This window comes from Campylobacter novaezeelandiae (assembly GCF_004323845.1).
Taxonomy (GTDB): Bacteria; Campylobacterota; Campylobacteria; order Campylobacterales; family Campylobacteraceae; genus Campylobacter_D; species Campylobacter_D novaezeelandiae.
In genome coordinates this window covers 223,936-246,836 of record NZ_QPGR01000001.1, presented here as the reverse complement: position 1 = coordinate 246,836, position 22,901 = coordinate 223,936, and the positions used below count along the sequence as shown (strand labels likewise).

The 22,901-nt window shown below is 26.5% G+C and carries 25 protein-coding genes; 2 read left to right on the top strand and 23 right to left on the bottom strand.

Annotated elements, in window-relative coordinates:
* The first annotated feature begins 35 nt into the window (after positions 1-35).
* The gene (locus tag DU473_RS01220) at positions 36-1,481 is read left to right on the top strand and encodes a DASS family sodium-coupled anion symporter (RefSeq protein WP_131186401.1); all 1,446 of its coding nucleotides are present in this window, start codon (positions 36-38) and stop codon (positions 1,479-1,481) included.
* A gap of 29 nt (positions 1,482-1,510) precedes the next feature.
* Here the strand turns inward: DU473_RS01220 and trxB are convergent, their stop codons facing one another.
* From trxB to mqnP, 19 genes are all read right to left on the bottom strand, one after another.
* Positions 1,511-2,449: a thioredoxin-disulfide reductase gene (trxB, locus tag DU473_RS01215; RefSeq protein WP_131163897.1), complete on the bottom strand. Its 939-nt coding sequence runs from the start codon at positions 2,447-2,449 to the stop codon at positions 1,511-1,513.
* Positions 2,450-2,579: 130 nt separating this feature from the next.
* Complete coding sequence (gene trxA / locus DU473_RS01210) at positions 2,580-2,894, bottom strand: thioredoxin (RefSeq protein WP_131163898.1); 315 nt, start codon at positions 2,892-2,894, stop codon at positions 2,580-2,582.
* A gap of 50 nt (positions 2,895-2,944) precedes the next feature.
* Entirely contained in the window at positions 2,945-3,283 is a 339-nt protein-coding gene (locus DU473_RS01205; protein ID WP_131163899.1) for a YraN family protein, read from the bottom strand.
* On the bottom strand, positions 3,283-4,536 hold the full coding sequence (locus DU473_RS01200; RefSeq protein ID WP_131163900.1) for a homoserine dehydrogenase: 1,254 nt from the start codon (positions 4,534-4,536) through the stop codon (positions 3,283-3,285). The genes DU473_RS01205 and DU473_RS01200 overlap by 1 nt, the downstream gene beginning before the upstream one ends.
* A complete protein-coding gene (locus tag DU473_RS01195; RefSeq protein ID WP_131163901.1) occupies positions 4,533-5,741 on the bottom strand; it encodes an LL-diaminopimelate aminotransferase in 1,209 nt (402 codons plus the stop codon). Before DU473_RS01195 ends, DU473_RS01200 begins: the two co-directional genes overlap by 4 nt.
* A gap of 8 nt (positions 5,742-5,749) precedes the next feature.
* Positions 5,750-6,553 carry a hypothetical protein gene (locus DU473_RS01190; RefSeq protein WP_131163902.1) on the bottom strand — a complete coding sequence of 268 codons (804 nt, stop codon included), beginning with the start codon at positions 6,551-6,553 and terminating at the stop codon, positions 5,750-5,752.
* On the bottom strand, positions 6,547-7,476 hold the full coding sequence (locus tag DU473_RS01185) for a helix-turn-helix domain-containing protein (RefSeq protein ID WP_131186400.1): 930 nt from the start codon (positions 7,474-7,476) through the stop codon (positions 6,547-6,549). The genes DU473_RS01190 and DU473_RS01185 overlap by 7 nt, the downstream gene beginning before the upstream one ends.
* The gene (gene rlmB / locus DU473_RS01180; protein ID WP_131163904.1) at positions 7,469-8,155 is read right to left on the bottom strand and encodes a 23S rRNA (guanosine(2251)-2'-O)-methyltransferase RlmB; all 687 of its coding nucleotides are present in this window, start codon (positions 8,153-8,155) and stop codon (positions 7,469-7,471) included. Before rlmB ends, DU473_RS01185 begins: the two co-directional genes overlap by 8 nt.
* Position 8,156: 1 nt before the next feature.
* Complete coding sequence (gene rsmI, locus DU473_RS01175; RefSeq protein ID WP_131163905.1) at positions 8,157-8,993, bottom strand: 16S rRNA (cytidine(1402)-2'-O)-methyltransferase; 837 nt, start codon at positions 8,991-8,993, stop codon at positions 8,157-8,159.
* 2 nt (positions 8,994-8,995) lie between these two features.
* Positions 8,996-9,196: a 50S ribosomal protein L31 gene (gene rpmE, locus DU473_RS01170; RefSeq protein WP_131163906.1), complete on the bottom strand. Its 201-nt coding sequence runs from the start codon at positions 9,194-9,196 to the stop codon at positions 8,996-8,998.
* A 62-nt stretch (positions 9,197-9,258) separates the two neighbouring features.
* Positions 9,259-9,912, bottom strand: coding sequence for a 16S rRNA (uracil(1498)-N(3))-methyltransferase (locus DU473_RS01165; RefSeq protein ID WP_131186399.1), 654 nt, complete (start codon positions 9,910-9,912; stop codon positions 9,259-9,261).
* Positions 9,913-10,320, bottom strand: a complete 408-nt coding sequence (locus DU473_RS01160; RefSeq protein WP_131163908.1) for a hypothetical protein — start codon at positions 10,318-10,320, stop codon at positions 9,913-9,915. It lies immediately after the preceding gene.
* Between the two features lie 2 nt (positions 10,321-10,322).
* Positions 10,323-10,745: a c-type cytochrome gene (locus DU473_RS01155; protein WP_131163909.1), complete on the bottom strand. Its 423-nt coding sequence runs from the start codon at positions 10,743-10,745 to the stop codon at positions 10,323-10,325.
* The gene (locus DU473_RS01150) at positions 10,745-11,326 is read right to left on the bottom strand and encodes a 6-pyruvoyl trahydropterin synthase family protein (RefSeq protein ID WP_131186398.1); all 582 of its coding nucleotides are present in this window, start codon (positions 11,324-11,326) and stop codon (positions 10,745-10,747) included. Before DU473_RS01150 ends, DU473_RS01155 begins: the two co-directional genes overlap by 1 nt.
* The gene (locus tag DU473_RS01145; RefSeq protein WP_131163911.1) at positions 11,323-12,072 is read right to left on the bottom strand and encodes a 7-carboxy-7-deazaguanine synthase QueE; all 750 of its coding nucleotides are present in this window, start codon (positions 12,070-12,072) and stop codon (positions 11,323-11,325) included. The genes DU473_RS01150 and DU473_RS01145 overlap by 4 nt, the downstream gene beginning before the upstream one ends.
* Positions 12,073-12,075: 3 nt before the next feature.
* On the bottom strand, positions 12,076-13,038 hold the full coding sequence (gene moaA / locus DU473_RS01140) for a GTP 3',8-cyclase MoaA (protein ID WP_131163912.1): 963 nt from the start codon (positions 13,036-13,038) through the stop codon (positions 12,076-12,078).
* 10 nt (positions 13,039-13,048) lie between these two features.
* Entirely contained in the window at positions 13,049-13,558 is a 510-nt protein-coding gene (locus tag DU473_RS01135; RefSeq protein ID WP_131163913.1) for a DUF6115 domain-containing protein, read from the bottom strand.
* A gap of 1 nt (position 13,559) precedes the next feature.
* The gene (locus DU473_RS01130; RefSeq protein WP_131163914.1) at positions 13,560-14,054 is read right to left on the bottom strand and encodes a hypothetical protein; all 495 of its coding nucleotides are present in this window, start codon (positions 14,052-14,054) and stop codon (positions 13,560-13,562) included.
* On the bottom strand, positions 14,045-14,920 hold the full coding sequence (mqnP, locus tag DU473_RS01125) for a menaquinone biosynthesis prenyltransferase MqnP (protein ID WP_131186397.1): 876 nt from the start codon (positions 14,918-14,920) through the stop codon (positions 14,045-14,047). The genes DU473_RS01130 and mqnP overlap by 10 nt, the downstream gene beginning before the upstream one ends.
* 67 nt (positions 14,921-14,987) lie before the next feature.
* Between mqnP and miaA the strand changes: the two genes are divergently transcribed.
* Positions 14,988-15,857: a tRNA (adenosine(37)-N6)-dimethylallyltransferase MiaA gene (gene miaA, locus DU473_RS01120; protein WP_131163916.1), complete on the top strand. Its 870-nt coding sequence runs from the start codon at positions 14,988-14,990 to the stop codon at positions 15,855-15,857.
* Here the strand turns inward: miaA and DU473_RS01115 are convergent.
* The 4 genes from DU473_RS01115 to nuoL are packed head-to-tail and all read right to left on the bottom strand — an operon-like array spanning position 15,846 to position 22,901.
* Positions 15,846-18,209, bottom strand: a complete 2,364-nt coding sequence (locus tag DU473_RS01115) for a DUF7494 domain-containing protein (RefSeq protein WP_131186405.1) — start codon at positions 18,207-18,209, stop codon at positions 15,846-15,848. The two genes, miaA and DU473_RS01115, sit on opposite strands and share 12 nt — an antisense overlap.
* Before the next feature lie 19 nt (positions 18,210-18,228).
* Positions 18,229-19,623: an NADH-quinone oxidoreductase subunit N gene (locus tag DU473_RS01110; protein WP_131186396.1), complete on the bottom strand. Its 1,395-nt coding sequence runs from the start codon at positions 19,621-19,623 to the stop codon at positions 18,229-18,231.
* Positions 19,613-21,103: an NADH-quinone oxidoreductase subunit M gene (locus DU473_RS01105; protein ID WP_131186395.1), complete on the bottom strand. Its 1,491-nt coding sequence runs from the start codon at positions 21,101-21,103 to the stop codon at positions 19,613-19,615. The genes DU473_RS01110 and DU473_RS01105 overlap by 11 nt, the downstream gene beginning before the upstream one ends.
* A 1-nt stretch (position 21,104) precedes the next feature.
* On the bottom strand, positions 21,105-22,901 hold the full coding sequence (gene nuoL / locus DU473_RS01100; protein ID WP_131163919.1) for an NADH-quinone oxidoreductase subunit L: 1,797 nt from the start codon (positions 22,899-22,901) through the stop codon (positions 21,105-21,107).

Below are 22,901 nucleotides of genomic sequence, written 5' to 3'. Positions count from 1 at the left end.
TAAAATATAATACAAATCATTTTAAAGGAGAAACAATGTGGAAGCTATTTTTGCCTATTGTTATAGCTATAGCATTTTACTTTATTCCTACTCCAGAAGGACTAAGTAATAACTCTTGGCTTTATTTAAGTATTTTTATTGGACTGATTATAGGTTTAATGCTAGAACCTATTCCGCCAGCATTAATAGGAGTCATTGCTATAACTTTAGTTGTCATTTTTAAGATAGGTCCAGTAGGAAGCGATAAAAGTATTATAAGTGATGGTATGGCTATAAAATGGGGATTAAGCGGTTTTTCTGACTCTGTTGTTTGGTTAATCTTTTCTGCTTTTACCATAGGTCTTGGCTTTTCAAAAACAGGACTTGGTGAAAGAATAGCTCTTTATCTTGTTTCAAAACTTGGTAAATCAACTTTGGGTTTAGGATACGCTATTTGCATAGTTGATTTTATTTTGGCTCCTTTTATTCCAAGTAATGCAGCAAGAAGCGGGGGAACAGTTTATCCTATAGTAACAAATATAGCTCCTATGTTTGAAAGTTATCCTGATAAAAATCCTAGAAAAATAGGATCATATTTAGTTTGGATGGGTTTAGCAAGCTCATGTGTAACAAGTTCTATTTTTTTAACTGGACAAGCACCAAATCCTCTTGCCTTATCTTTAATTTCGAAAAACGGTATTGAAGTAGTAGATTGGCTTGGATGGTTTTTATCTTTTTTACCTGTTGGAATTATTATATTTATTTTAACACCTTTACTTGGATATTTTATATATCCACCTGAAATCAAAGGCTCAAAAGAAATTGCACAATGGTCAAATGAAAAATATAAGGCTTTGGGTAAAATGGATAAAAAACAAATCTATATGATTATAGTTGCTTTAATCGGTTTAATTTTATGGGTTGGAGCTAGTTTTTTTAAGATCAATGCTACAACAACAGCTTTAATAATGATTATTTTAATGATATCTCTTAAAATAATTACTTGGCAAGACTTTTTATCAAATAAAAGTGCTTGGAATACATTAATATGGTTTGCTACTCTTATTACTCTAGCTAGCGGTCTTAAAAATATGGGAATATTGGATTTTTTAACAAACAATTTAGGTAAACATTTACTCGGATTTTCTCCTTTATTTGCAAGTATATTACTGCTTTTACTTTTTTCATGGCTTAGATATTTTTTCGCATCTGGAACAGCTTATGTCACTGCAATTATTGCTATTTTTGCAAGTTTAGCAGGACAAATTCAAGGAGCAAATGCTCAAGAAGTAATGTTAATCCTTGCTTTAAGTATGGGATTTATGGGAATTATAACTCCTTATGGAACAGGATGTTCGCCTTTATGGTTTGGAAGCGGATACGTAAAGGGAGCTAAATTTTTCTTACTTGGTGGAATATTTGCTTTTGTATATCTTGCAATTTATATTATTATTGGGATACCTTGGATTAAATTTATAAGTTCTTATCTTAATTTTCATTAAATTTTTCTACCTCTTGCGAGGTAGAAATTTTAGTGTAGACTTTCTACATATGCTATTGCGCTAAGCGCTGCAATCGCCCCATCACTCGCAGCACAAATAACTTGTTTTGGAGCATCTTTTCTTAAATCTCCTGCAGCAAAGAGTCCTTTAATATTTGTCTGCATCTTAAGATCAACGCTAACCTGACCTCCTTCTTCCATATCGCATAAAAATTTTCCATCATCTTGTTTTAAAATTTCATTACGCACATCAAGTCCAACAAAAGTAAAAATTCCAGGAATTTTTAAATCCCTAATACTTCCATCTCTTAATTTAACTTTTACACCACTAACACCCATTTTATCACCATAAACCTCATCAATGCTTGCACTAGTGATAAGTTCTATTTTCTCATTTTTTTTCACTTTTTCTATAGTAGAAGGAGCAGCTCTAAATTCATCTCTTCTGTGAATAAGATAAACTTTGGAGCAAATATTGGCAAGATACAAAGCTTCTTCTAAAGCTGTATCGCCCCCTCCTAAAACTGCAACTTCTTTATTTTTATAAAAAAATCCATCACAAGTTGCACAAGTGCTTACACCTTTACCAAAAAATTCATCTTCTCCTTTAAATCCTGCACGACGTGGAGTTGAACCTGTGCAAACAATAACTGCTTTAGCTTGCTCTACTTTTCCATTTTCTAACTTTACATCAAAACTACCATTATTATTTTTTACAATTTGAACCACTCCTACCATCTCATGCTTTAAACCAAAACGCATACACTGTTCACTCCATGGAGCCATAAAAGAAATACCATCCATTACAGTGGCAACTCCAGGATAATTTTCTATTTCAGAGCTTGAAGTTATTTGACCGCCTGGCATACCTTTTTCAAACATAACAACATTTTTTAAGCCTCCTCTAGTCGCATAAAGTCCTGCACTAAGTCCAGCAGGTCCTCCTCCTATAATTGCTAAATCTAACATTTAAATTCCTTTTTCTAAAAAAATTATTTTTATTATAATATAGAATTTTTTCTTAATAAGCAGTTAATAAAAATTATTATTTAATATAAAATATAGTTAGAATAAAGTCGCCAAAGCGACTTTAAGAAGATTAAAGTAAAGAATTAATTTTATCAGCAATAGCTTGCTTAGATTGTGCTCCAACTAGCTGATCTATTACTTCGCCATTTTTAAAAAATATTAAAGTAGGAATTGATCTTACTCCATATTCAGCTGCTAAATCCCCTTGCTCATCTGTATTAACTTTACAAATTTTCGCTTTACCTTCAAAATCATTTGCAAGTTCATCAATTACTGGTGATAGCATTCTACAAGGTCCACACCAAGGAGCCCAAAAGTCAACTAGGGCAACACCTTCTTTTATTTCAGAAAAATTCTCTGAAGTAAGTTCTATATATTTTCCCATAATTTCTCCTTTTTTTAATTTATTGTATTTTAACTAAATAAAAAACTAACTTAAAAAGTTATATTTTCAATAAATTCTATTACATTATTTTTAACACAAATTAGATCTATTTGGAAATCATTATTTTTTCGTGTTTTAATAAAATAAAATTCTATCGTTTTAATAATTTTTTGATACTTTTTATGATCAATACGCTCATAGATATTATAATCATTTTGGGTAAATTTTACTTCAATAAAATGTAAAATATTATCTTTTAAAGCAATAATATCTATTTCACCGAATTTGGAATGAAAATTTCTTTCTAAAATACTAAATTGTTGTTTTTTTAGAAAATTACAAGCCTCGTCTTCACCTTTAATACCAAGAATATATGAAGATAACCCCATTAATCCTCTATGCGCATCATAAAAGGTTCATCTTTAACAAATTCTTGCTTTTTTAAAATTCTTAATAAATTTTGTATACTCTTTTCATAAGTAAAATGTGTTGTAAAAAATATAGTAGTATAATTTTCATTATTCTTTTTAGGTTTTTGTAAAAAACTTTCAATAGAAATTAAATTTTGAGACATAAGCAAAGTAATCTTAGACAAAACTCCCAATTTATCTTCTACTTTAATTCTTAAATAATATTTTGTATAAATCTCTTCTGGTTTTAATAAATTAAATTCTAATTTTTCCTTAAAACCTAACATAGGAGTTTTAAAATTTCCCTTTGCTATATCTATCAGATCAGCAACAACAGCACTAGCCGTTGCCAAACCTCCAGCACCAGCACCATAATAAAGACTTTCTCCCAATACATCACCCACTATAGAAATAGCATTCATAACGCCATCAACTTTAGAAAGCATTTTATTTTTACTTATCATAGTAGGGTGCACTCTTAATTCAATATTTGAATCTTTTAATTTAGCTATACCCAAAAGTTTTATAGTAAAATCAAATTCATTAGCAAAATACATATCTTCAGAACTTATATCTTTGATACCTTGCGTTAAAATATCTTCAGGTTTTATATCAAGATTGTAAGCAAGACTTGCTAAGATTAAAAGTTTATGTGCAGCATCTTGTCCTTCTATATCAAAACTAGGATCAGCCTCGGCATAACCTAATTCTTGTGCTTTTTGTAAGGCATTGTGAAAATCCATTCCAACTTGTTGCATACAAGTTAGAATATAATTACAAGTTCCATTTAAAATACCCTTAATATTAATAATATTATTTGCACTCAAACCTTCTTTTAAAACTTTAATAATAGGAATACCTCCAGCAACACTTGCTTCATAGCCAAAAGCTAAGTCCTTAGCTAATGTTTCAAGCTCATAACGATGATAAGCGAGCAAAGCTTTATTAGCGGTTACAACATTTTTCTTTCTTTTTAATAATCCGCTAATAATTTGAAAAGGGAGCTCAATCCCGCCCATTAATTCTACAAATACATCAATATCTTTAAAATTTAAAATCTCATTTATATCTGAAGTAATAGGAATAAGAGCATCTTTTTTAGCATGTCTTGCTAAAGCTATCACAGGAGTAATACTTTGACCACATCTTGCTTTTATAATTTTTTCATTTTCAATTAAAACCTTTGCAACATTACTTCCTACCGTTCCATAACCTAAAATAGCAACTCTCATATATTTTCTTTAAAATATTTTTTAATATTTCTTGCAGCTTGACGAATGCGATTTTCATTTTCTATTAAAGCAATACGCACATATTCATCTCCTGCCTCTCCAAAACCAACCCCTGGACTTACTGCAACATTGGCATATTGTAAAAGTTGTTTTGAAAATTCTAAACTTTTTAAATGAGCTTTGCTAGACGGTAGTTTCGCCCATATAAACATACTTGCATTTGGTTTTATTAAATTCCAACCTATATTACCAAAAGCTTCTACTAAAACTTGCATTCTTCTTTCATAATTTAATCTAATATTTTCAACACAACTTTGATCACTATCAAGAGCTATAGTGGCTGCAACTTGTATAGGTGTATACATACCATAATCAAACCAAGATTTAATTTTTTTAAGAGCATTAACAAGGCGTTGATTTCCTACTACAAAACCCACTCTCCAGCCAGCCATATTGTAAGATTTTGAAAGAGTATAAGTTTCCACAGCAACATCTTTTGCGCCATCAATTTCTAAAATTGAAGGAGTTTGATAGGATCCATAAGTTAAATCAGCATAAGCAATATCGCTAATAATATAAAATCTTTCTTTTTTTGCAAACTGAACAAGTTTTTCATAAAAGCTTTTTTGCACTGTAGTAGTAGTTGGATTATGAGGAAAATTAACAACTAAATATTTAGCTCTTGGCACACTTTCAATTAAAGTTTGTTCTAAATTTTTAAAAAACTGAGTTTCATTAAGTTCAAAATTTTCATTATAGCAAATAGGCATTTTAACGACATTTCCTCCGGCTATAATAAAAGCTTGGGTATGAATAGGATAAGCAGGAGTTGGAACAATAGCCGTATCGCCAGGATTAATAATAGCACGAGCAAGATTTACAAAACCTTCTTTAGAACCCATAGTAGCTACAACTTCAGTTTCTGGATCTAAAATAACATTATATTTTCTTTTATACCAATTACAAATAGCAAGTCTTAATTTATAAATTCCTATAGAAGCAGAATATCCAGATGTTTTATCTTTATTAGCACTTTCACAAAGCTTATCTATAATATGTTGTGGGGTCTTGCCGTCTGGATTTCCCATTGAAAAATCTATAATATCTGCTCCTTTGTGTCTAGCAAGCATTTTTAACGCATTTACTTCAGCAAAAACATAATTTGGCAATCTTTCTATAGTATGAAAACGGATTTCATCAAACATTTTTTTCCTTATTTTTTAAGATATATTTTTAAACCTCTTTTGATATTATCAAGACTATACACATCACTAATTATGGCATACATTGAACCATCTGGAATAAATTCTGAAAAATGATTATTTTTTACTTGACTTTTAATACTTTTAATTAAATTTAAATTTTTATCTAAAAATAGAATTTTAGGAAACCATTCATCAGTATCATTAGCATCAATTTTAAGTAAAGTTGCACCTTTTAACAAAATAATATAATCTTGCAAAGGTTTCTCTAAAAAAGTAGTTGTATTTAAATTAACATTTGCGTTTGTTTTTAATCTCGCTTCATCAAAATTTAAATCATACTCATAATCATTTAAACCCACTTTTTTTATATTATTGATATAGACAGAATTTTCTTTTAAAAGTCTATAAAATACACCTGGATCTAAGATGTATTGAGATTCTACTTGTATAGTATAATCAATGTTTCCATCTCTTAGCACTAAATCTGTTGGAATAAAATACACATAACCTGCATTGTTTAAAGCATTATTGATAATCTCAAAAAATAAAATAAAATCCGTTTGTGCTTTGAAATTTAATCTCAAAGTTTCTGGAGCTGGAAGTATAAGATTAAGTAAAGAATTTGCTTTTAACATATTAGATATTTTTTCTATGTCTAAATTACCTTTTGAATCTTGATAGTTTTGATTAGTAAATAAAAGTTCAAGTTGAGTTCTTTTATTTGAAGAATTTACAATATTTTTAGCCAATTCTAAACTAGTAATACCATAAGATAAACTTACAAAAACTATCAAAAATAAGATTTTTACCATTCTTTTCCCTTATTAAGCTTTATAAAATCACTTAAAGTTATATTTGAGATTTTTCCATCTTTAATTAAAAAACGTTTAGAAACTCCAGACGGAAATTTGTTTTCCTTTCCACTCTCATCTATAAAACTTAAAGCAGAAGCCCCCATTAAAATGAGCTGATCTTCTTTTAAAGAAATATTAAAATCTTTATCTTTTACAAAACTACTCTTTTTATAAGTTTTTAAATCAATTAAGCCGACCCATATTTTACCATTCGTCTTAAAAGTAATTTCATCTAATGTTTTTTTTTCTTCTGTAATACTAGCCTCTTCATTTGCAAAAGTCACATTGTTCTCTTGGCTTATATTTTGATCTTGATTTATTGTAATATTTTCATCCAAAACGATATCTTGATTAGTTAAATTATTTTCTTCTACTTCATTTTTTTCTTCAGTTAGCTCTTCTGTATTATCAATAATTTTTACTTTATTTGTTACTTCTTTTAAATTTGTTTTAGCCTCTCCAATAATATTTACAATTGCTGTGCTTGATTTATTTTCTTCAGTTTTTAAAAAAAAATTAACCCCATTTAAATAATAAAAACCAAAAATTAAAATTACAATAATTATTGCAGCAATATAAATCCAAAAACTAGAAGATTTACTAGTATAAATATCAATTTTTGGAGTAATAATCTTTCCTTTTGATAGGTTATAAGAGTTATTAAGATTATTTTCATTTAAATAATTTTCATATAATTCATTAAAATCAGTAAAATCAAGTTCATATTCACGACTTAGAATTTTAACAAAACCACGGACATTAAAATGATTTAAAGTGGCAAAATCTTGATTAATTAAAGCTTTTAGAAAATCAATTTCAATTTGTGTTCTAGCAGCAACTTCTCTCAAATCTAAATCTTGTAATTTTTTCCAACTATTCATTTATCATCCTATCACAAAGTATTGCAAAAGCAGCACTAACATTTAAGCTATCAAACTGATTTTTCATAGCTATGCCTATAGATTCATCACATTTTTTAATTATTTTTGCACTTAAGCCAAAACCTTCGCTTCCTAAAACTAAAGCTTTCTTTTTGACATTACTTAATTTTAAACTATGAATTTCTTTTCCTTCCTTATCAGCAGCATAAATTGTAAAATTCATTTGCTTAAGCTCATTGATTAATCCTAAAATATCGTTTTTTACCACAATAGGTAAACCAAGAGCTGCCCCACTGCTAGTTCTTATTACATTTTGCATTGCAAGCTGATTACCAGAAAAAATTAAACCTTGCACACCTAAAGCATAAGCAGTTCTAATAATAGCTCCTATATTTCCCATATCAGTTATACCACAAAGTATAATTAAAAAATCATTTTTTTTCATTTCATTAAAGTCAGCAAACACAAAATCTTTTATATCCATTAAAAAACCTTGGTGATTACCACCTCTGGCATAAGATTGAGCTGTTTTAAAATCTAGTTTTTTGATTTTAAAACCAGATTTTGCAATTTTATTAAAAGTTTTAAAATCACATTCTTTAGCTAAATAGATTTCATTAATCATATCTGGATAATGCTCTAAAATATAAAAAAATACCTGCTTACCATAAACTAACATTTTAATATTTTATCCCATCTTGACTTAAAAGCAGTTTTTTATAAAGTTCCTTTGAATTTTTACCATAAATTTTTGATAAAAGCTTGCTTTTGGTTTTTAAAGGTAAATCAAGTTCTAAAATATCTTTTTCACATAAAAAATTCATTTGTTCTTCTTGATCTTTTTCTTTTAAAACTACAACCCATTCGCCTTTTAAATTAGTATTTTTTAAAATTTCAAATAAATCTTTAGCATTAGCTCTTAATTTAGTTTCAAATTTTTTACTAATTTCTTTCATAATAAAAATTTCTCTTGTTTCTTCTAAATTAACTATCGTTTCAATTAAAGATAAAATACGCTTTGGAGATTCATAAACGATACTTGGATAAGGATTATTTAAAAGTTTTTCTATATCTTTTTGGCGCTCTTTGCCTTTATTTGATAAAAAACCCATAAAAATAAATTCTTTTTTACAAAAACCACTACTTACTAAAGCAACTAAAGCAGCATTAGCACCAGGCAAAACTTCATAAGATAAATTGTGATTTAAGGCATATTTTATTAAAGAAGATCCAGGATCACTAATACCTGGCATACCAGCATCACTCATATAAGCTATATTTTTATCAAAAAAATCTAAAGTAATATTTTTAAAAAATTGAGTTTCATTGTGAGTATGAAGTGAAATAAATTTCTTAGGTTTAATTTGAACATTAAATTTAGAGTTTAAAAAAGAAATTAAAGACTTGCAAACTCTAGTATCTTCGCAGATTATTATTTCGCAAATCTTTAAAATTTCTAAAGAACGAAATGAAATATCGCTTAAATTTCCTATGGGAGTAGGAATAAAATAAAGCATTGCTATTGCATTGCGTATTTTTTCTTAAATTTCTCTACACGACCAGCTGCATCAACAATTTTTTCACTTCCTGTAAAAAACGGATGACAATTTGAGCAAATATCTACTCTTAGTTCACTTTTATTTGATCTTGTCATAAAAGTATTACCACATGCACAACTTACTTTACACTCTACATATTCTGGATGAATTTCTTTTCTCATTACAATTCCTTGAAATTTTTAAAGTTTAAATTATATAAGAATATAAATAAAATAAAGATAAATTAAAGTAAAATTTTAGAACTTATAGCAAGAGCTGCGGTATGAGCTTTTAGAATATTTTGAGTGCTTAAAGAAATTTTATTTTTAAAGTTTCTAACTTCTTCCTCGCTAAAACCACCTTCAGGTCCTATAAAATAAATATTATCTTTTGTAAATTTCTTTTTTTCTCCAGAAAAATCAACTAAAATAACATTCTCGTATTTTTTTAAAAATTCTTGAATATTATTAAAAATCTCAATTTTCATCATATAAGATCTTCCACATTGTTCACAAGATTGTATAATAATTCTTTCACAACGATTAAGATCAATTTTAAAATTTTTTTGAGAATATTTTGTATAAACTAAAATAAGTTTATCTACGCCAAGTTCATTTAAAAAAGGCAAAGTTTTTTCTAGAATTTTAGGATCAATGATTGCTAAGGCTAAAGCAAAATCTGTTTTTATTGTTATTTTTTCTTCTTTTTTAATTAATTTTAAAGTGCAAAATTTTTTAGCTATTTCTACAATTTCATAAAAATATAAAAAGTCATCTTTTAAATTTCTTAAACAAATAACATCTTTTTCTTTGATACGGCGCACTTTAAGATGTAAAAAATCTTCATCTTTTAAATATAAAAACTCTAAACCGCTTTCTTTACAAAATAAAAATTGCATTTAAAAAAATTTTTTAAATAAAAAAGGTAAAAATAATAAAAGAATTTCTATAGGCAAGATTAAAAAACTAATCCATCTAAAAAAAATATATCTTCTATTTTCACGAGCTTTTTTAAATTGTTTAAAATGAAATATAGCCAAAACAAAAATCAAAATATTAGATAAAATCATTAACCAATAATTTAAAGTCATTTCAAAATGATTAAATGCTAAAAGTAACATTCCTGTAAAAAAAATTAGAATTAAAAAAAAATAATAAATAGGTAAAAACAAACGGATTCTTCTTGTAAAAATAAATTCAGTTTTAAAATTTCCTTGAGTTAAAACTAAATAAAAAAATATCAAAAAACCACTTGCATAAAGACTATATAGATGTAAGGCCAAAACAAACTCATAACTTTGATCCATTATTATTTTCCTTTATTTAAAATATATTTAGCCAAATTTTCAATTTGATCTTGATTTAAATTAATGCAATGATCTTTATCATTTTGTTTTTCACAAAAACTAAATTTTTGGATAAAATTCTCTTTGCTTAAATTTTTAATCTTAACATTATTTTTTAATTTTAATTCTCCATTTTTTCCATGACAATTTGCACATTTTTGTTTATACAAGGAACCAATGATACTTAAATTCATATTTAAAGTTTGAGTATCATCTAAAGAATCATCACCAACTGGCAATGGCAGATTATCATCATTGACTTGGGTTTTTTCATCATTTTGCTCTATTTGAACTATCTCTTGCTCTGGCAATTTAGATTTAAAAGAATTATCTTCATTATTAGAACATCCAATTAAAAATAAAAAAATGATTACCAAATATGGCATTAAACTTCCTTTGGATTAACAAAAATGTAAGAATTTTTTAATTTTTCATAAAAATCCTTATCTTTCCACTCTTCTTGAATTGCTTTTGAAAATTCTATATCTTCTAGTTTTATAGGAGGCAAAAACTCACTATAAGCGTCCTCTTTAAATCCTTGTGCATAACCAGTTTTTGTTTCATGAACTATAATGCTTTTTAAATAAACCCCTTGTTCACCATTAATCATTTTAGTTTGTTTCAATAAAGTATCAATAAGAACAAAAAAAATACGACAAAAATTCTCAGCACTAACATTTAACGGCAAGATAATCCAACGACTAGAAAATTTTTTCATTTGTTTTAAATACTCTTGATCATCATCCTTAAAAAGAGTAATAGCATGATCAAAACTATCAATAATCTGTTTTACCTCTTGTTTTAAGAGTCCAAAATCATATACCATCCCAGCATTATCTAAATACTTGCTTTCAAGCAATATCTCAACCTTATAAGAATGGCCATGAATGCTACTTTTACAACGTTTAGAACTACAAAAACGAACAATATGAGCATTCTCAAATTCAAATTCTTTTCTAATAATCATATTCCCTCTTTATCATTCCAAAGTCTTATATGCATTCTATCAGAATAATTATAACCATTTTTTATGCAAAAATGAACTACCTCTAAAGCATTAGTTTTTAAACTCTCTTCGTTATGGCCCATTGGCATACAATAAACTTCATTGTTTACTTTAGCCAAAATCTCATCAATTTCTTCTTGAGCTTTGTGGTTTTTTATCATTTCTTGATCTAAAACAAATTTATAAAAACTACCTTTAGCATTTTGCACAATAGCTCTTATAGCATCAAAATTTAATCTTTTTTCTTTGGGTATTTTACTATTACTAAGCTTCACACTTAAAGCAAAAACACACTTTTTATATAAAGGATATTTTTCAAAGTCTATCATTATACTTGCATTTGTTTCAAAATGGATTTCAAAATTATCTTTTAATAAAAGTTCAATCCATTTTAAAAAATCTTCATTTTTATGATGCAATAAAGGTTCACCACCAGTAATAACTATAATAGGATTAAAATCTGCTTTTAAAATATGTACTCTCTCATAAAGTTCTAAAGGTGTAAATTTGATATAACAATCAGCAAAATCTTTTGTAAAAACCGCTCTAATGGTATCACAACCTAAAAATTGTTTATCATTTTTCTTTTTAGACACTCCAAAACCATAGCAATTAAAATTACATCCTGCAAATCGCACAAAAATAGCTAATCTTCCGCTAAATTTTCCTTCACCTTGTATGCTTATAAAACTCTCAACAATATCCAAAAATTACCCTCCGGTTTGATAAAAAGCTCTAGAGGATGTTTCATTATCTACAATACTCCATTTATTTTTTTCAGGTTTATTTCTTAAAACTTCTTTAAGAATTTCAACCGCAGCTTTAAGATCTTTTCTTTTTACCGCCTCTTTAATGCTTAAAGATTCATCATAATACAAACAAGGTATCAAAAGCCCATCAGCACTAAGTCTTATACGATTACAAGTATCGCAAAATTCATGAGAATGTGGATCAATAATACCAAATGTATAATCATTAATCTCATATAAAGTTACTGGTGAATTTTGTGCTTTTCTTGAAGAAATAATTTTATATTTTTGTTTTAAAATTTCAAGAATTTCATTAGATTTTAGACCTTGAAGTTTTCCATAAGCATGATAATTTTCCATAAATTCTATAAAACGAATTTGTATATTTAAGCTTTTTGCATATTCTAATAAAGAAATTAATTCATTATCATTTAAATTTTTAAGAGCTACTGTGTTGATCTTTACTTTAAAGCCCAAATTAATCGCTTCTTCAATCCCTGCTAAAACATTACTTAAAACCTCTTTTTGAGAGATCATTTTCGCCTTTTTAGGATCAAGAGTGTCAAGAGAAACATTAATACGCTTTAAACCAGCTTTTTTAAGATCTTTTGCATAATCTTTAAGAAAATATCCATTTGTAGTAATAGCTAAATCAATATCTTTTTTATAATTATGGATCATCGAAATAAATACATCTAAATCTTTTCTTAATAAAGGCTCCCCGCCGGTAATTCTAATCTTAGAAATTCCCTCATCAATAGCCACCTTAACAAATAAAAACATCTCTTCAAAAGTTAATAAATTTTCTTTTGGAACCCAATCAAAAGGAATTTTTGGCATACAATAAAGACAACGAAAATTACACCTTTGAGTAACTGAAATTCTCATATAGTTAATTTTTCTTCCATATTTATCAATTAACATTTTGCAAATCCTATTTAATCATTTTTTTAAATTTTAAGACAAGCTCAACATTACCTATACCAACTCTTAGATCTTTTGCAATTTGTTCTATACTTTTACCCTGCTGAAACAACTCTATAATTTTTTGTTCCTCTGTATCATAATTAGGCGTAAGTTTACTTATACTTTGTGTTTTTTGCTCCAAGGTTAAAATTCTATTTTGTTGCTCATTTTGAAATTCTTCTATAATACTTTCAACATTTTGCAAACTTTGTAAAATAGGATAAATTTTGTTAGAAACTTCTTGTTCGAGCATTATTTTTACTTCATCTTTTAAAAGATCTATATTGAATTTCTCCTCCTCATCATCCTTTAAGTCTAAATTTTTTTTAAGATAATGTAGTTCCTTAGTAAGATCTTCCATAGCATTTTGCAATTTTATAATTTTACTCATATTTTCTTTATCTTTAATATTCATATAAGCTAAAAAAGCAACCAATAAAACAATCATAAAAACTAAATAAAGCACTTCTTCGCTCATTTTATTTTCCTTTAAAAGTCTTAATGATATCTCTTTGAATTTCTACTACAAAAGCATTATAAACATCTTGATCTTCTGATTTAATTTTAATAATTTTAGCCAACTTTTTATTTAGAGCTTTAAAATAAAAAGCTATTTTTTGATCATTAATTTCAAATCTAGCATAATATTCCTGATTTTCAATTAAATTTTCATTTTTAAAATTTATATATTCAAAATTTAATAAATTAATAGTATCTAATTGAGATAAAGCAAGTAATTTATTTTTCTTAAATAAATGATTTTCAATCCTTGAAATATCTTCTTTTAAACTCAAAAGCAAATCAAAAATTATCTTTTCAGAATCTTCAAAATCAACCCTATAAGCTAATTTTTTCCATTTTGCCAACTGACGATTTGTATTAATGCTCAAGTATTCTTGTAAAAATAAATTATCATTTAAATCACAAGCTTCAAATTCTATTTTTAAATCTGCTTTAAAAAGATTTAATTCCATAATAAATCAACCCATATAAAAATAAAAAAAATAATACTTAAATATCCATTTAAAGTAAAGAAAGCTTTATTAATATGAGAAAAATTCTTACGAACAATCTTATGTTCAAAAAATAAGATCAAAGCACTAATAATTACACCCATTAAAGCTAAATTTCCTAAAGGAGAAACAAAAACAAATATAAACCAAAAACATACAGCTAAAATATGAAAGAAAGCCGAAAATAAAAGAGTGGTCTTACTTCCAAATCTAGAAGGTATAGAATAAAGCCCCGCTTTTTTATCATACTCCATATCTTGAAGACTATATAAAAGATCAAAACCCGCGGTCCAAAAAGTAACCCCTAAGCACAAAAATATACTAAAAATATGAATTTCTCCTAACACTACAATACTACCTGCAATAGGAGCTAAACCCAAACAAAAACCTAATACTAAATGCACAAAAGAGCTAAAGCGTTTAAAAGCAGAATAAAATGCCAAAATAAAAAGCACAGGAAAAGAAAGAATAAAAGCTAAATTATTAATTAAATAAGAACAAAAAATAAAAATTAAAGCATTTAAAATAATAAAAATCCACATACTTTTTTTACCAATACGACCATTGATATTAGGTCTATCTTTACAACGAGGATTATTTAAATCGATATCTTCGTCCATTAAACGATTTGAAGCCATGGCAAAATTTCTAGCACTAATAGCACAAATAATCCCTAAAATTAAAGCTTTAAATCCAAACCAAGCACTATCATTTGCTATTTTAGAAGCAACAAGCATAGAACTTAACAAAAAAGGTAGAGCAAAAATAGAATGCTTAAATACAATCAAATCTAAAATATCTTTAAATTTATTCCATATTAAAATCATTACAACTCTTTTATAAATTTTTGTTATGATTTTACTAAAATTTTATAAATTTTTAGAAAGTTTAGTAATGTTTTTTGAATTTGCATTAATAGGCCCTACAGCTAGTGGAAAAACAGCTATTGCAAATGCTTTAGCCTACGAATTTAAAGCTGTTGTTTTAAGTCTTGATAGTCTTTGTATTTACAAGCAAATTAATATAGCAAATGCTAAAAGCGAGGACAAAGTTTTAAAAGAACTTGATTATTTTGGGGTAAATCTTTTAAATGTTGATGAGCATTTTAATGTTTCTTTATTTATACAAGAATACAACAAAGCTAAAAAATGGGCACAAGATAAACAAAAAATTCTCATTATAACAGGAGGAACAAGTTTTTATCTTAAAATTTTAATGCAAGGTTTAAGCGAAAAAATAGAAGAAAAAGAAGTTTTAATAGACAATAATGAAATCTATAAACTCTTGCAAAAAATAGATCCTGATTTTAAAATTGAAAAAAATGATACCTACCGTTTAAGAAAGTGGTTTAACATTTATGAAAGCACCAAAGAAATACCAAGTCTTTTTTTAAAAAGAACCAAAAAAAAACCTTTAATAGAAACAATAGAAATTTATAATTTATTTTGGGACAAAGAAGAACTAAGGAAAAATATACAAAAACGTACTAAATTCATGCTAGATTCTGGTTTAATAGATGAAGCCAAAAATCTTTTTGATCAATATGATGCAAATTTAAAGCCCTTAAATTCCATAGGTTTAAAAGAATGCAAAGCTTATTTAAATAATCAAATATCTTATCAAGAATTAGAAAATTTAATCAATATCCATACAGCACAACTTGCAAAAAGACAAAGAACTTTTAATAAACAATTTAAAAAAATAGATCTTAATTATGATGAAGCTTTTTTATATCTTCAAAAAAAGCTTCAATCATTGAAGTAGTTGATTTTTTTGATTACATAAATTTTGCCAACTAGAACTTACATTGATATCTAAACACTGTCTTAAACTTTCTTTTTGTGCATTAACATCTTTTAAATTTTCATAAATTCCACTTTGTATATACAAAGCTCTAGCTCTATTAGATGCTGATAGTTTTAGCTTTAAAAGATCAACCAAAACTTCTAAAGCTTTTTCGTTTTGATTGGTATTTTGCAAAGCATTTAAATAAATAAATTCTAGATTTGGACTAAAAAGATTAATTCCTTTTAAATTTTGATAATCAATTGCCTTTGGCGCATAAGTTAAAATAGTTGTTTGCATATTATGATCATTTGCAAAAGTAAGTAAGGCATCATAAATTTCCACCATATTAAAATTCATAGGAAAACTTTCTAAAATTTGTAAAATATTTATTGCTTTATTATAATCATTCAAACGTAAATAAGATAAAAACTCTAAATAATAAGCTTTAAAATTCTCCTCATCGCTTTTTAATATTCTTGAATTTGCAATTTCATTGGTAATTTTAATCACTTCATTATATTGTTTATTGTCAAATAAAATTTGTGCTTTTTGCAATCCATAAAAAATACTATCTTCATTATAGTTTTTATCAATATATTTTAGAGCTTCGTCAAATCTAGACGTTCTTTGAAAACAAGCAAGCATCTGTTTTTTATTGCCAATTTTTTGTCCTATATCATAAGTTTTAAATTCTTCAAAAATTTCACTTGCTTTAATGCAGTTATCCTCTTTTAGTTCATTACTTAATAAAAAGATAGCAGAATCTTCTAAAATTTTAAGAATTGAAGGAATTTTAACTTGTTCAATCTTATCTTTATAAGCAATAATTGCTGGATAATTTTTTTCTTTATAATAAAGCTTAATATTTTCTTCTAAAGCTTTATTGCTGATACCTTGATCACTTTTTTCATATTGTTTTATCAATTCTTCATAACGCTTATGAAGCAAAGTTGCATTATTATCATCTAATTTTAAGAAAACCTCATCATTAGCTTTTTTAATTTCATCAATATAAAGACCATCTACATATTCGTTTATATATAAATTAATATATTTTTTTGCTTTTAAAGATTCTTTAGTATGAACCAAAGAAAGAGCTAAATTTTTTAATACACTTTCATAACGAGGATCAATTTTATCCATTTGCTCAAAAGTATTTTCATAAATTAAAGAACTTATATTATATTTTTTATTTTTATAAAAAAGCTCAGCAAGCGTTAAAGCTCTTGAAATATCCTTTCCAAAATACTTTGGATCAGCTTTTAAAACAATATTAATAAAATCAATTGCTTGATTTAACTTATTATTTAATATTAGATCTTTAGATAAAGATAAAGCAGATCTTGCGGCAAGATCCAAATTTTTATTATTATAAAAAGTGTTTTCATAAATTGAAATAGCCTTTTCTTTATCTCCTAGATCATAAATATAATCAGCATAATCAAGTCTTGCAAGATCTGTAAAATAATTATCTGCTTGTTCATTATTTAAAATTGACATTATATAATCAACATCAGCCTTTTGAGAAAGTGCTATATATGTTCTTAACATAATATGTAAAACTTCTGGAAAATTCTTATCGCTCGTAAAAGTCCTCATCCAGTTTTTAGCATCATCAATCATGCTTTCTAAAACTTGTTGATCTCTATTATCTGGACTTTGAGTGTAAATTTTATTTTCTGCTCTTAATTTATAAAGAGCAAATTCACCCATAAAAATACTGCCTTTATAACGATTAATAGCGTTTCTTGCATCTATAATAACTTGCTTATAATTTTGTTTTTGATATTCCTTTTCTATGCGTAAAAAAGTATTAATATCTGCACTTTGAGGAATAAACACTGGATCTGAATTTAAATCAAGTGCTCCTATATAAGGAAAGCTTTCATGAGGAAAGTCTATAGGAAATTCTAAACCATCATACTCTTTAGCATTAGCAATATAAGGCGTAAAAACAAAAGTGAGACTTTTTGATCTTAAAGAATCATCAATCCAAATTTTAGTATCTGTAAAAATATTTTGTGAAAAATTATATACTTTAGTATCAACTTTAGGAAAAATTAATACTTTTATTTTTTGTTCCTCCTTGATAAATTTAAGGTCAAATAAAGCAAAATTTTGATCTTTTAGCTCATTATTAACCGTACCTAAAATTTCACACTTATAATAAATTTTAGTATCTTTAGTAATACTTTTACATGTAAATTCTTGATCATTATTAATATGCAAAATCGCAAAAGGCTGGTTATTTTCACGGCCTGTATTTAAAACTAGATCAAATGCAAAAAGTTTTATAATACTTAATAAAATTAATATTAAAATTCTCATCAACTAATTATAAAAACTCCTATAACATAAAAAATAATGCAAAAATATTTACACCGATACACAAAATTAAAACTAAATTTTGCCTAAAATTTAGTTTAGTCATATAAATTTTATCTTTCTTTATAAAAAACGCATTAATAATAATCTTTAAATATGCATAAAACATAATCATAGAACTTAAAGCAATAAATAATGCTAAATATCCATATCCATTTTCTATAACAGATTTTAAAATCATAACTTTACCCCAAAATACTCCAAAAGGAGGAATTCCAGCCAAAGAAAGAACACAAACTCCTAAACAAATAGCTATTAAAGGTCTTTTAGATAAGATTCCTTGTAAATTTTCATAAGAACTTTTCTTTAAAAGACTTAAAATTAAAAAAACAGCATAATTAGCAAAAGCAAATAATACCCAATATCCAAAAATAGGAATTAAACTTAAACTAAAATCTTCTTGATTATATCGTAATAAAGGAATCAAAGCACACAACACAAAAGAAGAATGAACTACAGAACTATAAGCTAACATTTTTTTAATATCTTTTTGACTTAATGAACTAATAGCTGCTAATATCATAGAAAAAACTGCTATTATCATTATGATATATTCAAATCCTAAATTACTCATAAAATTAAAAATTCTTAATATAACGACAAGTATAGCAACTTTTGGAACAATCGAAATAAAAGCAACTAAATTTGTATGAGCTGCATAATAAACATCTTTTAACCAAAAATGAAAAGGGATTAAAGAAAGCTTAATGGCGCATAAAATAAATATAATAACCCCTATACTTAAAAATAAAGGATCCTTTTGGAATTCATTTTTTAAAGCAAGACCAGAATTTAAGTCCAAACTACCAGTTTTCATATAAAATAATGCACAAGCAAGAGTGAAAAATCCCGCTCCAACTGCCGCAACACTAAAATATTTAATACTAGAAGAAATAGCATTTTGCGTTCCTCTCATAGCAATTAGTGTATAAAGTGCCAAAGAAGAACCTTCAAGAGCTATAAAGATTAAAATCAAATTAGAACTTGAGACCAATAACAGTAATGAAGAAACCATAAATAAAAACAAAGGATAAAATTCACTTTTATTTTTTTCTCTATCCATTAAAAGATATAAAAAGGAAAAGAATAAAATAATACAAGATGCATAAAAAGATATAATATCACTTCTTAAAGTATCCAAAAATGCTTTAGCTTCTATACCTTGTGCACTCATATTTGATAAGATTAAGAAAAAAGAAAAAATTAAAGACAAAATACTAATACTTGTATAAAAACTTCTATGAAGTTTATAAAAGGCTGAACAAAACAAAAGAATAATTGCAATAATGATTAAAAAAATAAAAGGATATGCTAAAGCTATATTAAGCGTTTTAAAATCAATAAATTCATTTAGCATAATTTTCTCCTTTTAAATTAGATAAAAATTCTATAGTACTTTGTTCAATAGCTTTAATACTCATTGTATTTATTAGCTCTTTGCTATTTTCTTGTAAAGGTTCTAAAAAAATCTTAGGTGCAATTCCAAGATAAAAAATTAAAATTGTAGCAATACCTAAAACAAAGACCTCTCTAAAATAAAGCCTAAAGCCCATAATATCATTATCCTTTTGCATAAAAAACATTTTTCTAAATAAATTAAGCATATAAATAGCACCGAGTATAATCACCAAACCAGCTAAAAAGGCATATAAAAGATTAATCTTAGCAATTCCTAGCAATACCAAAAATTCACCAATAAAAGATAAAGTTAAAGGCAAAGAAATGCTAGATAATAAAACAATAGCAAAAAAGATAGCAAATAAAGGTGCTTTATTTGCCAAAGAATGATAAAAAGAAATTTCATACGTATTATATCTTTGGAATAAACTTTGTGCCATTAAAAATAAAACCCCTGTCACAAGTCCATGTGCAAACATATAAAATACAGATCCGCTTATACCTAAAGTATTAAAAGAAAAGATACCAAGAATAATAACACCGATATGAGATAAGGAACTATAAGCAATTAGTTCTTTTAAATCATCGCTTCTATAAGCAATTAAAGCACAATAAATAATACTTACTATACATAAAGCCGCAATTAAAGGCATATAATAAACACTAGCATCAGGAAAAAGCACTAAACAAAATTTTAAGAAACCAAAAGGAGCCATTTTAAAGCTCACAAGCATCACAGAAACAATTGTTGGAGATTTTGCATAAACTTTTGGTGCCCAAGTATGAAAAGGAAATAAAGGTGATTTTATAGCAAAAGCTATAAAAAAAGCTGCAAAAAGAATAAGTTGTTCGTTTAAATTTGCTCCTGAAACATTATTTTTCCAAATTTCTAAATCAAAAGTCCAAATATTTAAAAGTTGATAATTTAAATAAGCCAAATAAATCATAGCAACAAGCATCAAAATAGAACCTATAAAAGCATAGATAAAAAATTTAATTCCATATTTAAATTCTTTAGAATAAATTCCCATGATATAAATTAAAGGCAAAAGAGAAAATTCCCAAAAAACATAAAAGAGTAAAGCATCTAAAGCACTAAAAAGCCCTAACATTGCAAATTCTAATAAAAATATATTCAATACAATATCTTTTTGCTCTAGCTTTAAAAATACGAAAGAAAGAAAAACCATTAAAGAGCAAAGAAGCATTAAAATTAAAGCTATACTATCTACTCCAATATGATAATTAAAAAGTTTTAAAATCTCAAAAGAAACTTTATATTCAAAATCAGTTCCTGATAAAAAATCAAAAAAAACTTTTATATTAAGCACTAAAATTATAAAGCTTGCTAAAACACTAAAAATTTTAATTCCACCACGCTTTAAAAGCAAAATGACAAAAGCAGCAACTAAAGGAGAAAAAATTAAATAATTTAACATATTAAACCATCCATACTAAAAAAAGTAAAATGACAAAAGCAGCAACTAAAAATTTAAGCATCAAAGAAAGTGAGTTAGGCATGATAATTTTTTTAGATATTAAATTAAAATATAAAACGATTTTTTCTATACAAGCATCAAAAATATAAATATCACAATGTTTCATCACTGCACACAAGCTTATATATTTTTTTACTAAAAAATTATGATAAAACCTAGGAATATAGTATTCATTGCTTAAAAGCTTATATATGCTTTTTTGTTCTATACTCTGTTTAAACCAAGACTTTTTATAAGCAATAATAGCTAAAAGCACTCCAAAAATAGCTGCAATACTTGCAAGAATCATTACAAGAGAATTTTGCGCATTAATATAAACAAGTTTAATACTTATAAAATCAAAAAATTTATGCTCAAAAAATCCTAAAATAATAGCTAAAATTGCCAAAGGACTCATTGACAAAAGTGCTAATTTACTTGCTTCATGAGGATGAGTATCATGTCTTTTTGGAGTAAAAAATACAAGCATTAAAAGTCTAAAGCTATAAAATGCTGTCATAAAAGCTGCAATTAAAAGTACCAAAAAGATTCCATGATAAAAAGTTATAAAAGAATAACCTAAAATCAAATCTTTAGAAAAAAATCCAGCAAAAGGATAAATTCCTGCTAAAGCTAAAGATCCAATCAGCATAAAAAATGCTGTTATTTTCATAGGATTAAAAAGTCCTCCCATTTTCTTAATATCTAAATTATTATTCATAGCATGCATTACATTTGCTGCGCCTAGAAATAATAAAGACTTAAAAAAGGCATGGGTTACTAAATGAAATAAAGCTATACTATAAGCTCCTAATCCTGCCGCAACAAACATATAACCTAACTGCGAAAGAGTTGAATAAGCAATAATACGCTTTAAATCATTTGCCACCAAAGCCATAGAAGCAGCAAATAAAGCCACAAAAGCTCCTATAAAAGCTATCATATAACTTACTTCTGGAACCAAGTCATAAATTATATTGGCACGAATTACCAAATAAACTCCGGCAGTAACCATAGTTGCTGCATGAATCAAAGCTGAAACTGGAGTAGGTCCAGCCATAGCATCTGCTAACCAAGTATGAAATGGAAATTGTGCAGATTTTCCCATAGCGCCTATAAATAAGCAAATTGCTATAAGAACTAAGGCAGAATGATCAATACTTGAAATCAAAGAAAAAACTTCATCATATTTTAAAGTATTTGCCTGCAAATAAAGCCAGAAAATTCCAATTAACATTCCAAGATCGCTAATTCTATTCATAATAAAAGCTTCATTAGCTGCAAAAGAATATTTATTATTTTTATACCAAAAACCGATTAAAAGCCAAGAGCATAAACCAACTCCTTCCCATCCTATAAATAATCCTAAGAAATTATCACTCATAACCAAAAACATCATAGAAAAAACAAAAAGACCTAAATAAGAAAAATATTTATTAAATCCTTCATCATCTTGCATATAAAAAATACTATAAAAATGAACCAAAGTAGCAACTATACTCACTACACTCATCATAGTTAAAGAAATAGCATCAATATCAAATCCAAAAGAAAGTCCGATAATAGGAATCCATTCAAAAAGTGTTATATTAAAACTTTGATTTTCAAAAAGAAGTATTAAAGAGCTTAATGCACTTAAAGTCACCAAAAATGAACATAAAAAGCCTATAATAATCTTTTTTTTACTTAAAGAAAAACAAGAAGCTAAAATAAATGATATAAAAGGTGCAAAAAGAGAAATTAAAGCTAAATTTTGCAT